Source organism: Flavonifractor sp. An112, assembly GCF_002161085.1.
In the GTDB taxonomy this organism is placed as follows: domain Bacteria; phylum Bacillota; class Clostridia; order Oscillospirales; family Oscillospiraceae; genus Flavonifractor; species Flavonifractor avicola.
In genome coordinates this window covers 129,546-143,948 of sequence record NZ_NFLU01000001.1, presented here as the reverse complement: position 1 = coordinate 143,948, position 14,403 = coordinate 129,546, and the positions used below count along the sequence as shown (strand labels likewise).

Sequence of the window (14,403 nt, the reverse complement as noted above, 5' to 3'; positions counted from 1 at the left end):
TCCAACGGTACTGTGAAGGTGTCCAACAGCCGTCCTTCTGCCGGGTTGACAGTCACTGTAACATTGACTCCCGACGAGGGCTACAAGGCCGATGGTGTTACCGTTACCGATGCCAAGGGGAACGCCGTTGCCGTGACTGACAAGGGCGACAGCAAGTATACCTTCAGAATGCCCAGAAGCAATGTCACCGTGAAGGCCTCCTTCACTAAGGACGATACCCCCGTGGAGACCGGCCTGCCCTTCACTGATGTGAAGTCCGGCGACTGGTTCTATGAGGCGGTGAAGTACGTCTATGACAATAAGCTGATGGACGGCACCTCCACCACCACCTTTGCTCCCCTCATGACCACCAACCGGGCCATGGTCGTCACCATCCTGTGGCGGCTGGAGGGTCAGCCTGAGACCGACGCCACCCTGCCCTTCACCGATGTGGAGAACGGTGTGTGGGTACACCGACGCTGTGAACTGGGCCGCCTCCAAGGGCATTGTCAAGGGCTACAGCGACACCGTCTTTGCTCCCAACGACACCGTGACCCGCGAACAGCTGGCTACCATCCTGTACCGCTACGCTGAGAGCAAGGGCTACGATGTGTCTGACAAGGGCGACCTGACCACCTTCGCTGACAGCACCGGTACCTCCTCCTGGGCCGCTGAGGCTATGGAGTGGGCGGTTGGTTCCGGTCTGCTCACCGGCAAGGACGGCGGTAAGCTTGACCCCACCGGTACTGCTACCCGGGCTGAGATTGCAACCATCCTTATGCGATTTGCGGAAAACGAGAAATAAGCATCTGCCAATAGGCGTTTCTCCTCCGAAAGCGGGGCGGAAGTTTTTGACTTCCGCCCCGCTTTTATTTGAACTCCGCAATGGGATTTCGCAGAGTTTTCTTGCTGTGCGAAGAAAGGGGATAGTTGTAGAAAGGACAAAGGTGTAGTATAATAATTGACAATCTGTAAAATATCGGAAGGCCTTGTGGCGAGAATCATTTGCTGCATATTGGGTCGGGAGCGGCAACCAAATGGGAAGGAGAAGTGAGCATTCATGGAAATTGATGTATTTGTCAGCCATCATACCGCGTCCTCCTTGCATATTGTGGAAGGTATTGTCAATAAATTGGAGGCCGACGGCGTTCGCTGCTGGTATGCGCCCAGAAATACAGAGGGCGCGTATGCCTCCAGCATTGTAAAAGCGATCAATCAGTGCGCAATTTTTCTCCTGATCCTGAATCGTCAGGCATCGGAGTCTGTTCATGTGCTGAACGAAATCGACATGGTGAGCCGCAGACTTACCCGGAATGAAGAAGTAAAGATTATCCCATTCCATGTAGCCGATGATGAGATCGGTGAGGAGGCCCAGTATTATCTGGGCCGGTTGCACTGGATCGATGCTATGACGCCGCCCATGTATAAGCGCATCGATGAGCTGGTGGAGCGCCTGGAGATGCTGCTGGGCAAGAAAAAGGGAGAGCGTACACAGCAGACGCAAAGCCCCATCCGTCAATATCGACTGCTGGCCCGTATGCCCCAGGCCAGAGATGTATTTGAGGGCAGAGAGACACTTTTGGAGCAGATTCACGCTCACCTTGCTCAGGGGAAACGTTGCATCTTTCTGGAGGGGATCGGCGGTATCGGGAAGAGCGAACTGGCAAAGCAATATGCGTTAAGATTCCAAAAGGAATACGAGCAGACGCTGTTTGTCAGCTATCAGGGCAGCCTCCAGCGCTTGGTTTGCGACGAAGAGGCGGTCTCCATTGAGAATCTGGAGCCGCAGAAGCCCACAGAAGATGAGCGGGCCTTTTTCCTGCGGAAGCTGCGGGTGCTGCAGAGCATTACCAGTGAGAAAACCTTGCTGATCGTAGATAATTTTGATGTGGATGGGGACCCGGACCTGGACAAATTCCTGGAGGGCAGCTACCATGTGATCTTTACCACCCGCAATGCCCATCCGGGATATCCGGCGCTCCGGGTGGAGGCCATGCAGGATTTTGATGTGCTGCTGGACATTTTCCAGAAAAACTATGGCGAGTGTGTGGAAGAGGGCGACAAGGACAGCCTGAAGAAGATTTTTGACAGGATTGCCTGCCACACTTATACGGTGGAACTGATTGCCAAGCAGATGAGCGCCAGCTTTCTCAGTGCGGACGAGATGTTGGCACTGTTGGAGCAGGGAGATATGCAAAGCGGACTGGCGGAGACCGTATCCGGCCGACAGTCTGTAAATACCGCTTTTGGGCATATCTGCTCAGTGTTTAATACCAGTAACCTGAGTGACGAGGAGAAGCAGATCCTGCGCTGCCTGTCTCTGATGGGGCACAGCGGTGTGCCTGCGGTCCGTTTTCGGGAGTGGATGGATCTGCCTTCCTTTGAGCCCATCAATCAGCTGATCCGCAAGAGCTGGGTGCTGAAAGGGGCAGAAAGACGGATCTCTCTGCATCCTCTGGTAATCGAGGTGGTCCATGCGGTTTTGAGGCCTGATGTGGATCAGTGCGGCAAATTCCTGGACAATATGTCCCGGTTCCTGTTCACTGCCTGGCTGCGGCCCTATCAGGAAAATCTGGCGGTTACCGACAGTGTGCTGGCTCTGGCGGATTATTTTCCGGAGCCGGATACCCGGGCAATCGATGCCTTTGAGCCGATCTCCGGCTTTCTATGGCAGGTCGGGCGTTTTGATGCATCCATTGAAAATGCCCATCGTTTTTATAATGCCTGCCGCAAACAGCTGGGAGAGGACAACCCCATGACCGGCTACGCAGCGAAAAACCTGGGAGGATGCTACTTCAACAGCCGCCGCAATAAGGAATCCATCCCCTGGTACCGACTGGGACTGGAGCTAATGCTCCGCAGCGGTATGCCGGAAAATGAGGATCTGGCTATGGCTTATGAAAAGGTGGCCCGCTGCTATACCTGGGAGTACGACCAGGACTTTGACAAGGCGCAGACCTATTTTCAACAGGCCCTTGCCATTCGCCAGCGCAACATTGCAGCCCTGGAGCGGGGAGAGAAGCGGGATATGCTCATGAAAAATGAGCAGTATGACCTGGCACTGGCTCAGGAGCGGGTGGGCGAAACCTATATGGAAATGGGTCGGATGTACCAGAGACAGGGGAACTATCAGAAGGCGCTGGAATGTACCCTGCTGCATGAGCGGACACTATCAGAGCGAAACCCGTCAGGACTTGCTTATTCGCTGTATGATCAGGGCGTATCTCATTATCACCTGGGCCTGGAAGCGGAGGCAGATGGGCGCGGAGAGGATGCGCGGGTTCAGTGGACACAGGCGGAAGATAAACTTGTACGGGCCCTGGAGATCAATCAGCGTATGCGGGGAGCCCTTGCGGCGGATACCATTGAGAATCAGGAGATGCTTGGCGACCTGTATGCCGCGCAGGGGCGCTATGGCGAGGCCTCCAACGCTTATATGGCGGTTATTTCCATGGTAGAAAAACTGTTTGGAAAGGATTCAGACAGGATTGAGTCGGTAAAGCAGAAAATGGATTTTTTCGGGGCGGATACTTAAACTGCAAAAAGCCACCTGCGCACCAAAGGGCGCAGGTGGCTTTTATTATCATGCGGTTGAACGGAATGGTGTGAGATCAGCCGGGTGGGGCATAGTTGGCCAGCCAGTTGAGAAAGGAGGATAGGGCGGGGGTGACCAGCTGGCGGTCCCAGGCGGCCACCAGATCAAACAGATGGCTGGAGGGCTGCTCTTCCTGTTCCAGTGGGATAAAGACCACGCCGGGATGCTGCCGGAACTGAAAATCGCTCATCAAGCCGTAGCCGTTGGGGTCGATCTGGAGTTGAAGCAGCACGGACTCGTGGCTGGTCAGCCTGCGGGTCTCTGACGGGCGGAAGTGGTGCTCCAGAAAGTAGTTCAGAATGCTGGCATAACCGTTGGGGCTGACGTCGGGCCGCATGGTGTAGTAGGTGGCCCCCGCCAGATCGGCCAGCCGGAGGGTGGTCAGGCCAGCCAGGGGACTTTGCTTTCCTACCAGCACGAACAGGGCGCCGTCCTCCAGCTTTTGAGAGGCCAGACGGGGCTGATCCAGCAGCTCAAAGCTGACGGTGAAGGCGCCGTCCAGCTTCCCATGGACAAGGGTGGGGACCAGCGTGCCGAATTCAAACCAGTCCAGAGTGACGGAAATCTGGGGAAAGTCCTGGCAAAACCGACGGAGCAGGTCCGTGATCTCGGTGGACAGGGCGCTGAATGCACCAAAGTGCAGCTTGTCCGGCAGCGGCGCGGCGTCCTGCCGGAGGGCGGCGGCGGCATTTTCCATCCGCTCCAGCAGATCAGTGGCCTCCCGGTAGAAGCGGGTCCCGGCGTCTGTCAGCCGGACCATACGGGTGTCCCGCACAAACAGATGGACTTGCAGCTCTTTTTCCAGCTGGTGGATGTGCTTGCTGACGGCGCTTTGGGCCAGATAAAGCTCCTTTGCCGCGGCGGTGAAGGAGCAGTGATCGGCTACCGCCAGAAAGGTTTTTAATAATTTATCATCCATAGAGCGCTCTCTCCTGTATGCCTCTATCTCAATTTGGAATGGGCTTATCTGCAATCATGATTTCTCTTTGGGCGGGAACTGTGCTTTAATGCAGGTACCATAGACAAAATTAGGGAGGAATCACGGTGCTGAACAATTTACTGACGGTAACCGGGCAGGTGGCCACGCTGTTTTTGATGATGGCAGTGGGATTTGGCCTGGGAAAGATGAAAAAACTCTCCTCCGCAGGACTGAGCCAGATGTCGTTTTTGCTGCTGTACATCGTATGTCCCTGCGTCATGATCGAGTGTTTCCAGGTGGAGCGGACGCCGGAGCTGGTGCAGCAGCTGTGCGTGGGCGCGGTGATCGCTGTGGCCTGCTATCTGGTCTACCTGGCGGTATCCATGCTTTTCTTCCGGAAATGTCCGGCGGATACCAGGGACAGCCTGCGCTTTGCCATGGTGTACGGCAATGTAGGCTTTATGGGAGTCCCTCTGGTGGAATCCATCCTGGGCAGCGAGGCACTGGTGTATGGCGCCCTCTCCCTTGCGGCCTTCAACCTGACCACCTGGACGCTGGGTGTGGTCATCATGGGAGGCAAACAGGCCTTTTCTATCAAAAAGGCCATCATCAACCCGGGTGTGATCGGCCTGGCGGTGAGCCTGGTAATCTTTTTCGGCGGATTTCGTTTCCCCGACGCAGTGTCCTCTACCATCTCGTTCCTGGGCGACCTGAACACGCCGCTGGCCATGATCGTCATTGGCGCGCAGCTGGCCGCAGCTGACCTGGGGGGCGCCTTCCGGCAGCCGGTGCTCTATCTGGCGTCCTTCCTTAAGCTGATCCTGGTGCCCGGGCTGACGGCGCTGGTCCTGCTGCCCTTTGGACTGCCTGCCGGACTCTACTGTGCCCTGGTGCTTCTGGCCGCCACGCCGGTGGCCGGTACCACCAGCATCTTCGCCCAGCAGTTTGGGCGGGACACGGTGCCCGGCGTGCAGGTTATTACCCTTTCCACCCTGCTGTCTATCATCACTCTGCCGGTATTTGCGGTCATTGCCAAGACCATCAGCGGCTTTTAACACAGTGTAACACATTTCAGGGAGGCGGTCCATTGGACCGCCTCCTTTTTGCATTTATTGGATCAGCTGCAAAAAGGCCAGCGTCAGCTGGATCCGCATCCGCTCGCTGCCGTCCTCCAGATGCAGGCCGAAGCGCTCCTTGATTTGCCGGATGCGGTAAAACAGGGTGTTCTTATGGATAAACAACTCATCTGCCGCTTTGTGGGGGGTCTCAGCATATTTCAGATAACTGGACAGGGTAGCCAGGTACTGGGTCTGGTTGGCATGATCGTACTCCGCCAGGCGGAGCACAGCGGGATGGCAGAAGGAGCGCAGGGGGGCATGGCGTGACAGTAGCTCTCCGATATGATAGGGCAGGTAGTCCCGATAGCAGTAGACCGTCTGGCCGGGATTGACCCGGCAGCCCAGTTCGAAGGCGGCCAGGCTTTGCTGGTAGGCCTGACGGAGTTCCAGCAACGTCTGAAAACGGCCGCTGATGGCGGCAGAGAGCTTGTTTTTGGACAGATATTCCAACAATCCGTCATTTAAGGCTTCCTCCGCGTAGCTATCGGCGGGATAGGTAACGAAATAGACGATTTTATTGTCATAAATGACCCAGCGGCTGTTAGGCAGCAGGGAATGGAGCGCTTCCGATACCAGTCTGGCTTTTCGATCAAAAACGCCGAAGTGCTGATCGAACACCGTGATGATATACATACTGTTGCTCAGCACCCAGCCCAGCTGGGCGCTGCGGACGGTGGCGGTCTCTCCGTCAGTTACATCGCCGTTGAGCAGGTCGCCCAGCAGCACGCTGTGCTGTAAATTGACGTTGGTGCCGTAAAAATCATTTTTCTGCATATCCAGTGCCACCAGCCGGCAGAGGAAATGGACCAGTTCAAAGTCGTAGCGGTGAAACGGCCGGTTGCAGTCCATCACGCCGATCTGGGCTACTTCGATGCCGTCGGAGTACACCAGGGCGGTAATCCAGCCGTGAGCAGCCTCCGGATCCTTCCGGTAGTAGGGATAGTGGAATTGCCGGGCGTGCTCGTATAGTTTGACCCGTTTCATGGCCTGAATGTTGGCATCCAGCATATAACCGATATCCTTCTGACGAGCCAAGTCGGCCCGCTGAAGGGCCAGGTCGGCATTGATGGCCAGGATCTTATAGCTTGTGTCTACTACGATCAGCGGGTTGCCCAGTACCCGGTAGGCGCAGTCCAGCAGGTGCTGAAGGCCCCGGCCGGTGGATAAGGCGCCTACCAGCTCTCCGCAGGCGGACTGATAGCGGTACTGCTGGGCCAAGCTTTCGCTGACCCGCCGGATCACATAGTCGGGGGGACTGGAGGTCCAAACCAGATTGACCCCCTCCCAGGCGGGCAGCTGACTATCATCCGGCATGGGGCCGGTGCACAGATAACTGATACCGAATCGGGGGGAAGGCAGATGTTCCAACGGCCCCACATAGAGAACCCCGATCTCCGGCGCGTCGTTATGATCGGAGGCAAAAAGGTATCGATCTCCGCGTGACGGTCAATGGAACGCAGCCAGACTACGTCTTCAAATTTCGACTCCTCCAGCAGACGAAACAGTTCCAAGCATACTTCCCTCCATCCTGGTTCCATTGTGCTGAAGCACAAATGCGCCGCGCATTTTACCGGGTCAGTTTACACTCCAGCACATTTTGAATCGCTTTTTATTATAGTACAATACACCACATGAAAGCAAGGAAAGTTGCTGAATCTATTCAAAATTAACAATGAAGGGTATAAAAATGTCTGCATCTGTGCGTGAAGAAGTAAAGGCCAAGCTGATCCAGCGGCAGCGCCCCTGTTTGGGAAAAAGCCCGAAGAGCTCACCGAGGACCTGCGTTTTGTGGAGGATCTGAACGCGAAATCCGTCCATTACTCCCAGATTACCACCTTCCTGGAGGACGAGTTTGACGTGGAGATCCCCTACATGACCTTCCGCCGGAAGAAGACCATCGGCGAGGCCATTGAGTACGTGTACGATCTGGTCGAGAACGGCTAAAAAAGCGAGAGGAGCTGAATACCATGGCAGAGTGTCCCAAGGGTGAATATGTAGTCAAGAAGGAAGTGTTCGGCGGCGAGGAGCTGGAGGCCATCTACCGGGTGGCCCGCAAGCCGGTGGCCAATCAGGAAGAGATCGACCTGGCCACCAGCGACGACCCCATGGCCCGGATGGGTCAGGGCTTCTGCCCTGCCTTCAACCAGCGTGTCTATGAGGCCGCCCCCGGCATCCTGTGCGAGCAGGACGTTCCAGTGAAGATGCGGGACGGCGCGACGATCTACTGCGATATCTTCCGTCCCAAGGATGAGAGCCGCACCTATCCCGCCATCGTGTCCTGGAGCTGGTTCGGCAAGCGCCCCGGCGACGGCATGAGCGAGTGGCAGATCATGGGCGTGCCCCCCTCACACCGTCTCCAAGATGGCCAAGTTCGAGAGCCCCGACCCCATGTACTGGTGCTACCAGGGCTACGCGGTGGCCAACGTGGACGTGCGGGGGGCCGGCCACTCTGAGGGCGACGTACATATGTTTACTCACCAGGACCGGGAGGACGGCTACGACTTCGTGGAGTGGCTGGCCGTGCAGCACTGGTGCAACGGCAAGGTAGGTATGTCCGGCAACTCCGGCGTTGCTATGCACCAGTGGGGCATCGCCGCCATGCAGCCCCCCCACCTGGCCTGCATCGCTCCCTGGGAGTGTACCACCGACCTGTTCCGTGAGAGCCTCTACGAGGGCGGCATCCCCGCCCTGAGCTTCAATGAGTTCATTGCCGCTCAGGTCACCGGTACCGGCGGCGTGGACGACCAGGTGGCCATGGCCCGCAAGTACCCCTTCATGAACGCCTACTGGCAGGACAAGATCGCCGACTGGGCCAGCGTGAAGATCCCCGTCTATCAGACCGCCGGCTGGAGCCACTTCCACCTGCCCGGCTCCATCAACGCCTGGCGCCGGTGCAAGAGCCGCCGCAAGTGGCTGCGCATCCACCGGGACTTTGAGTGGCCCGACACCTACACCCCCGAGAATCTGGAGGATCTGAAGCGCTTCTATGACCGCTATCTGAAGGACATCCACAACGGCTGGGAGATGACCCCCAAGGTGCGTGTGGACGTGATGGACGCCTTTGACCTGGACCATGCCGACCGCCGTCCCGAGACCAGCTTCCCCCTGGAGCGCACCCAGTACAAGAAGCTCTACCTCAACGCCGCCGACACCAGCCTCCAGACCACCCCTGTGGAGACCGAGAGCCAGATTTCCTACGACGGCAACACCGGCAAGGTGGAGTTCGACATGGCCTTTGACGAGGATACCGAGCTGACTGGCTATATGTACCTGCGCCTGTATGTGGAGGCCGACGGCCACGACGACATGGACCTGTTTGTCAACATTCAGAAGGCAGACGCCTCCGGCCGCTGGATTCCCTGGTTCACTCTGAACGAGCCCCACCCCGGTGCCTGGGGCAAGATGCGTGTGTCCCGCCGTGAGCTGGACGAGAAGCTGTCCACCAAGTTCTGCCCCGTGCTGGCCCAGAAGCGGGAGCTGAAGCTGTCCAAGGGCGAGATCGTGCCTGTGGACATCGCTATCAGCTGGCCAAGAACATCGGCAGCTATGCCTGTGTGCTCCAGGGCAAGGTGGACGCGGTGGTCATGACCGGCGGCGTGTCCAACAGCAAGCGCTTTGTGGACAAGGTCAAGGAGTACGCCGGTTGGGTGGCTCCCTTCATTGTCTACGGCGGCGACTTTGAGATGGAGGCCCTGGCCAGCGGTGCCATCCGCTACCTGACCGGCGCCGAGGCCCCCAAGGAATACACCGGCGTACCGGTGTGGTCCGGCTTTTCTTTTGAACCCTGAGGTAAGTTCCGTGTAACAGAATCAGCGCAGGCAGCGGCGCTTTTGAACCCCATGACCCATTTCGGCGCCGGATATGATGCCTTGATTCAATGAGAAAAGAGGAATGGAATATGAAAAACAAACATAAGGTTTCCTCTGCCGTCAACTTCGGCGGCTGGGGATGGTTTCTGGTCCTGATCTGTATCGTCTACCAGATGATGTACTCCGCCTTTGCGGTGGACGGCATCAACGGTTACGGCGCCAGCCTGGCCGCCTACCTGTCTCAGGTCAGCGGTACCGAGATCACCAGCGATATGCTGACCCCCATCGGCATCATCTGCTGCCTGTTGGGCCTGCTCTTCACCACCCTGGTGCTGAAAAAGGGCACCAAGTTGGTGGCCGTGGCCTCCTGCTTCGGCATGGCTATCGCGGTGTTCTGCTTCGGCCGTATCACCAACTTCACCAACTATACTATCGGCCTGTTTTTCGTGCAGATCTTCGGCACCTGTCTGGCCTTTGCCGTCCACCACGGCTTTGTGGGCTCCTGGTTCCCCACCCTGAAGGGCGTGGTTATGGGCTGGACCACCATGGGCCTGCCCCTGACCAGCATGATCCTGGTGCCCTTCGTGACCTGGTGCTTCGCCGGCAGCTGGGGCTGGACTGGCTTCTGTAACGCCCTGGCTGTGGTGCTGCTGGTGCTGGGCTTTGTCACCCTGATCTTTATGACCAATACCCCTGAGGAGAAGGGCTGCTATCCTGACAACATCTGTCCGGAGAACCGGGCCCATCAGGACACCCGGGAGGACCTGACTCGCTACTTCAAGACCAAGTATTCCATTGTAGACCTGCTGAAGAACAAGAGCGTGTGGATGATCGTCATCGGCTTCGGCATCCCCTGGGCCACCACCGCCGGCGTCATGAGCCAGATCATCGTGCGTATGATGAGCACCGGCTATTTCGCCGATCCCTTCGGGCCGGTGGCCATCCTGTCCGGCTGCACCCTGGTGGGTCTGATCGGCAGCTTCTGCTGGGGCTGGCTGGACACCAACATCGGCACCAAGCGGGCTGGCGTGTTCTACAACCTGGCCTATGTGGTGTTCCTTATCGGCATGATGTTCCTGCACCAGATGCCTGTCATTATGTGTACCGTGCTCACCGCCTGCCTGTGCTTCACCGCCGGTGGCATCCCCAACCTGATGCCCAGCATGGTCATCTCCAAGTTCGGCCGCTATGAGTTCATGTCCGCCAACCGGGTGTGCACTCCTCTGGCCACCATCATCCAGAGCTGCGGCTTTGCCATCCTGGTGCTGGGCAAGAGTCTGGGCGGCGGCAACAACTGGTTTGCCGGTTACGGCGTGTTTGTGGTGCTCTGCCTCATCGGCGCCTTCGTGATCTCCCGGATCGACGACAAGAAGGAGTCTGACGACGCCGCCATCGAGCAGGAACTGCTGGAGAAGGCCAAGAGCCACAGCGCAAAATAAGAAAACGGAGCGAAAGCGTACAGATGAAACAGATGCGATATCAAGACCCGTTTCTGCGCAGTTTTGTAAAGCTTTTGCCCTCCCTCCGCAGTTCCCAGCGGGAAGCGGTATTGGGGCAGCCCATCACAGGGCTGCCCTTTTCCGTACCATGCGCTGGCAGGGAGATCCCCGTGTGGGTCCATCCGGCCCGGTCCAAAAACCGGCCCGTGATCTTTGAACTGCACGGCGGCGGCTTTGTGCTGGGAGACGGGGAGAAGTGCGACGGCTTTTGCGAGCTGCTGGCTCAGGAACTGGATATGACCGTGGTGGGGGTGGGCTACCGGCTGGCGCCGGAATATCCCTACCCTGCCGCCGTGGAAGATGTATATGAAGTGGTCCGCTGGTTAGCCCAACACCCGGACCGGTATTCCATTGATCCGAAACAGATGATCGTGATGGGATACAGTGCCGGCGCCAATCTGGCTACGGTGTGCGCCATGCTGGCCAAGGAACGGGGGGAGTTCTCCCTGCGGGGGCAGATCCTGTGTTATCCCTACCTGGACAGCGTGCATCAGCCCAGTGAGAAGCCCCACTTTGCGGCGGATATGGACCAGGAGGTCATGGAGGCCTTTGCCGCGCTGTACTGCACCCAGGCCCAGCGGACGGACCCCCACGTCTCGCCGGTCTGCGCCACGCTGGAGCAGCTGAGAGGGCTCTGCCCCGCCCTGGTGCTGCTGGCCGAGCGGGATGCCCTACGGCAGGAGGGAGAGCACTATGTCCGGATGCTGCAGGAGGCAGGGGTGGACACGGAATACCGCGTGCTGAACCAGACCCACCACGGCTTTCTGGAGGACTGGGCCAACCGGCCCTGCTATGAGGCGCTGCCCTCGGATGTGCGGGAGAAGCATGATCCCGCCTTCCAGCAGGCTGCCCAGTGGGCGGTAACCATCCTGGAGCGCTTTGTCCGGCGGATCTGTGAGCCGGAGGGACCTGTGGAGAACACGGAAGATTAAAAAAAGAGATGACAGGCCAAAGCCTGTCATCTCTTTTTTATGGATATGGATCAATACACGCCGTACTTGTAGACGCGGTCGGGCACGTCCTTGTTGATCTTGTCCTCGTCGATCATGGCCACGGCCCGGACAATGGTGCCGTCGCCCATGTACCAGCGCAGGGGGAAGGCACAGAAGGTGAAGCGCTGACCCTTGACCTTCTCAATGTCGCCGCCCAGGTTCTCAATGCCCATGACGTTGTTGCTCAGCAGGATGGTGTGGACGGGCTCCCACTCAGGGAAGTCCTCCAGAGGCTCATGGCCGAACTCCTTCTTGTACTCGTCTACGATGCGGGGGACGTAGGGCCCGGGGCCGTGCTGAGCGGCGTAGGTGTACAGGATGTGGTCCAGAGCCTGCAGGTCAAAGCCCACGCCCTTGACCTTGTGATCCACCAGCCAGTGGGCGCCCTCGATGGACATACCGGGGGAATACATGAAGTAGTCGTCATTCTCGCCCCAGCGCTTGTTCATGCCGGTGCAAATAAGGACCCAGTCGCCCTCCTGAATGCCGCCCTCCACCTTGGCAGCGGCCTTCTCAATATCCTCCACGGTGATGAGCTCCCAGTGCTTCTTGGGAATGTCCAGGCAGACAGCGGGGCCATAGTAGTTCTCCAGGGGCAGCTCATGGGTGAAAGCGCCCTCGGGAATCACGTGGGAGGGGGAGTCGGCGTGGGTGGAGTTGTGCATATGGAAGTCGTTAAAGGTCTGCAGCAGGCGGTAGTGCATGGGCATATGCTGCACGCGGTCGATATGGAAATCGCCGTTGGACGGCCACAGGGGATTGCCCCGGCCAAAGGGATGAGACAGGTCTACAAGAACGGTCTTGCTCATAATAATAACTCCTTTTCGTTTAGAATGGATTTGGAATCTTTAAATTCAGGAACAGGCGGCGGGCTGAAAGCACTGGTCGGCGGCGGTGCGCACCATCTCCTCCCAGGAGGAGAACTGGGTGCTCTCCTGCACAAAGCGGTCCAGCAGAGCCTCATTATAGATGAGCTGGTCGGAATTCCAGTTGACGAACACCGCGCTGGAGTAACGGAATCCCTCAAAGGACTGGAAGCGGGTGTGGGTCTGCATAAAAGCGTCGCTGAAAATGCGGTTGAGCAGATCCTTCATCTCCTGGGGATAGTCCACATATTGAAACGCCATGGTCAACCTTCCTGACTGCCGTAGAATTTCTTGGCCTGCTCCTCCACATACTTACGCCACACCGGCTGGTCGGCGGCCATACGGGGACGGATGTACTCGCTCATCTGGCCGCCCTTGCCGTGGACCAGCTCACCGTTGCTGATGGACATATAGAGCAGCGGCTCGGAGGGGGGGCAGCCCTCGATGTGGATGGCGTTGGGGTGATCCTTCAGGTACTTGCGGGTGCAGTTGCCGTGGAGCACCAGCTTCTTGTCGTCCACGTCGGCAGGGATCTGGTTCTTGCCGCCGGCCACCACCACGAAATCGGAGCGGCGCTCATAGTCGCCGATGGCCTTCAGCGTCTCCATGTTGATGGCCAGCAGGGCCTGGCAGCTGGAGCAGGCGCCGTCGCACAGCACCTTGTACTCGGGCCAGCGGGTGCTCATGTCGCCGATGTAGGGAACCCACATCTTCTTGTAGCAGTCCTTGACGGAGGCACCCACCACGTCGATGTCCTCCCGCTCGGTGATGCCCAGGCCGGTCTCGGCGGCCACCCGGAAGTAGTCCACTGCCTCGGCGTCGATGCCTACCAGGTCACAGGCGATCAGGTCCACGGCCACGGGGTCGGTGGAACCCAGGATGCAGCCCACCTCAATGGGCACCGGGGTGTGGGGGGAGTAGCCGCTGGCGGGACGGATGGCGTCCACGATGTTGATATCGGCCCGACAGATGCTCCACACGTCCATCATGGCCATGGTCAGGTTCTGCTGGTGCATCTGCAGGTGAACGGCGTCCTGCACCACGCCCTTGATGTTCTTCAGGGCGCAGGAGAATACCATACTGGCATGGGCCTTGAGGATGGGCAGGTTGATCAGGTGGTCGGCCTCCAGCAGACGGCGGGGCAGCTTGACGTGGTGCAGGTTGGAGCGGTAGCCCCGGACAGCCACGTTGATCAGGTCCTTGTCGGCCTTGATGTCGTAGAGCTCCACGCCCTCCTCCCGGGCCACGTCGGCGATGCCGGAGACCTCATAGCACTCCATGGTATCGCAGCCGATGGCGGCGGCCTCGGCGATGACAATGCTCTTGGGATTGGCCTTCTTGACCTCACGGATGACGGCACGAACCACCTCGGGGTTGGTACACACGGAGGTGTCGGCGGGGGAGGCGTGACCGGCGTTGGGCTTGAGCATTACGGTGGTGCCGGGCTTGATCATGTTGGTGACGCCGCCCATCAGGTCAAAGACCTTGGTGACGCTCTCCTGGATGCTGGCCTCCTTGGCCAGAGCGACCAGCGCTTTTTTGTCAGACATACTCAGTTCTCCCTTCAGAATTTGGTGTGTCATTCATTACACCCATGATAACTGCAAATCAAATGCCAAGTATTTT

15 protein-coding genes are annotated in these 14,403 nt (G+C 58.1%); 10 read left to right on the top strand and 5 right to left on the bottom strand.

The window, feature by feature from the left end; genetic code table 11:
- Positions 1-12: 12 nt before the first annotated feature.
- From B5E56_RS14800 to B5E56_RS00675, 3 genes are all read left to right on the top strand, one after another.
- Positions 13-573 (top strand): InlB B-repeat-containing protein, encoded by a 561-nt coding sequence (locus B5E56_RS14800; protein WP_242958716.1) that lies wholly within the window; start codon positions 13-15, stop codon positions 571-573.
- Positions 461-784, top strand: coding sequence for an S-layer homology domain-containing protein (locus B5E56_RS14795; protein ID WP_242958700.1), 324 nt, complete (start codon positions 461-463; stop codon positions 782-784). Before B5E56_RS14800 ends, B5E56_RS14795 begins: the two co-directional genes overlap by 113 nt.
- A 255-nt stretch (positions 785-1,039) precedes the next feature.
- Positions 1,040-3,514 (top strand): toll/interleukin-1 receptor domain-containing protein, encoded by a 2,475-nt coding sequence (locus tag B5E56_RS00675; RefSeq protein WP_087387808.1) that lies wholly within the window; start codon positions 1,040-1,042, stop codon positions 3,512-3,514.
- Positions 3,515-3,590: 76 nt separating this feature from the next.
- On the opposite strand, the gene B5E56_RS00670 is transcribed toward B5E56_RS00675, so the two are convergent.
- Positions 3,591-4,493, bottom strand: a complete 903-nt coding sequence (locus tag B5E56_RS00670) for a LysR family transcriptional regulator (RefSeq protein WP_087387806.1) — start codon at positions 4,491-4,493, stop codon at positions 3,591-3,593.
- Between the two features lie 125 nt (positions 4,494-4,618).
- Here B5E56_RS00670 and B5E56_RS00665 point away from each other — a divergent pair, with 125 nt between their 5' ends.
- On the top strand, positions 4,619-5,548 hold the full coding sequence (locus tag B5E56_RS00665; RefSeq protein ID WP_087187174.1) for an AEC family transporter: 930 nt from the start codon (positions 4,619-4,621) through the stop codon (positions 5,546-5,548).
- A 54-nt stretch (positions 5,549-5,602) separates the two neighbouring features.
- Here the strand turns inward: B5E56_RS00665 and B5E56_RS00660 are convergent, their stop codons facing one another.
- Complete coding sequence (locus B5E56_RS00660; RefSeq protein ID WP_087187173.1) at positions 5,603-6,979, bottom strand: PucR family transcriptional regulator; 1,377 nt, start codon at positions 6,977-6,979, stop codon at positions 5,603-5,605.
- Between the two features lie 420 nt (positions 6,980-7,399).
- Between B5E56_RS00660 and B5E56_RS14790 the strand changes: the two genes are divergently transcribed.
- The 6 genes from B5E56_RS14790 to B5E56_RS00635 all read left to right on the top strand — a co-directional run bounded on the left by B5E56_RS14790 (position 7,400) and on the right by B5E56_RS00635 (position 11,851).
- On the top strand, positions 7,400-7,555 hold the full coding sequence (locus B5E56_RS14790) for a hypothetical protein (protein WP_242958699.1): 156 nt from the start codon (positions 7,400-7,402) through the stop codon (positions 7,553-7,555).
- A 23-nt stretch (positions 7,556-7,578) separates the two neighbouring features.
- The gene (locus B5E56_RS14785; protein WP_242958698.1) at positions 7,579-8,064 is read left to right on the top strand and encodes a hypothetical protein; all 486 of its coding nucleotides are present in this window, start codon (positions 7,579-7,581) and stop codon (positions 8,062-8,064) included.
- Positions 7,973-9,199: a CocE/NonD family hydrolase gene (locus tag B5E56_RS00650; RefSeq protein WP_242958697.1), complete on the top strand. Its 1,227-nt coding sequence runs from the start codon at positions 7,973-7,975 to the stop codon at positions 9,197-9,199. Before B5E56_RS14785 ends, B5E56_RS00650 begins: the two co-directional genes overlap by 92 nt.
- Positions 9,166-9,399: a hypothetical protein gene (locus B5E56_RS00645; protein ID WP_158098625.1), complete on the top strand. Its 234-nt coding sequence runs from the start codon at positions 9,166-9,168 to the stop codon at positions 9,397-9,399. The genes B5E56_RS00650 and B5E56_RS00645 overlap by 34 nt, the downstream gene beginning before the upstream one ends.
- A 110-nt stretch (positions 9,400-9,509) precedes the next feature.
- On the top strand, positions 9,510-10,859 hold the full coding sequence (locus tag B5E56_RS00640) for an MFS transporter (protein WP_158098624.1): 1,350 nt from the start codon (positions 9,510-9,512) through the stop codon (positions 10,857-10,859).
- 23 nt (positions 10,860-10,882) lie between these two features.
- Positions 10,883-11,851, top strand: a complete 969-nt coding sequence (locus B5E56_RS00635; RefSeq protein WP_087387799.1) for an alpha/beta hydrolase — start codon at positions 10,883-10,885, stop codon at positions 11,849-11,851.
- Positions 11,852-11,901: 50 nt separating this feature from the next.
- Here the strand turns inward: B5E56_RS00635 and B5E56_RS00630 are convergent, their stop codons facing one another.
- Genes B5E56_RS00630 through B5E56_RS00620 form a run of 3 tightly spaced genes read right to left on the bottom strand, consistent with a single transcriptional unit; the run spans position 11,902 to position 14,327 of the window.
- Complete coding sequence (locus B5E56_RS00630) at positions 11,902-12,720, bottom strand: cyclase family protein (protein WP_087187165.1); 819 nt, start codon at positions 12,718-12,720, stop codon at positions 11,902-11,904.
- 45 nt (positions 12,721-12,765) lie between these two features.
- Positions 12,766-13,038 carry a hypothetical protein gene (locus B5E56_RS00625; protein WP_087387796.1) on the bottom strand — a complete coding sequence of 91 codons (273 nt, stop codon included), beginning with the start codon at positions 13,036-13,038 and terminating at the stop codon, positions 12,766-12,768.
- Between the two features lie 2 nt (positions 13,039-13,040).
- Positions 13,041-14,327 carry a DUF362 domain-containing protein gene (locus B5E56_RS00620; RefSeq protein WP_087387794.1) on the bottom strand — a complete coding sequence of 429 codons (1,287 nt, stop codon included), beginning with the start codon at positions 14,325-14,327 and terminating at the stop codon, positions 13,041-13,043.
- Between the last annotated feature and the right edge of the window lie 76 nt (positions 14,328-14,403).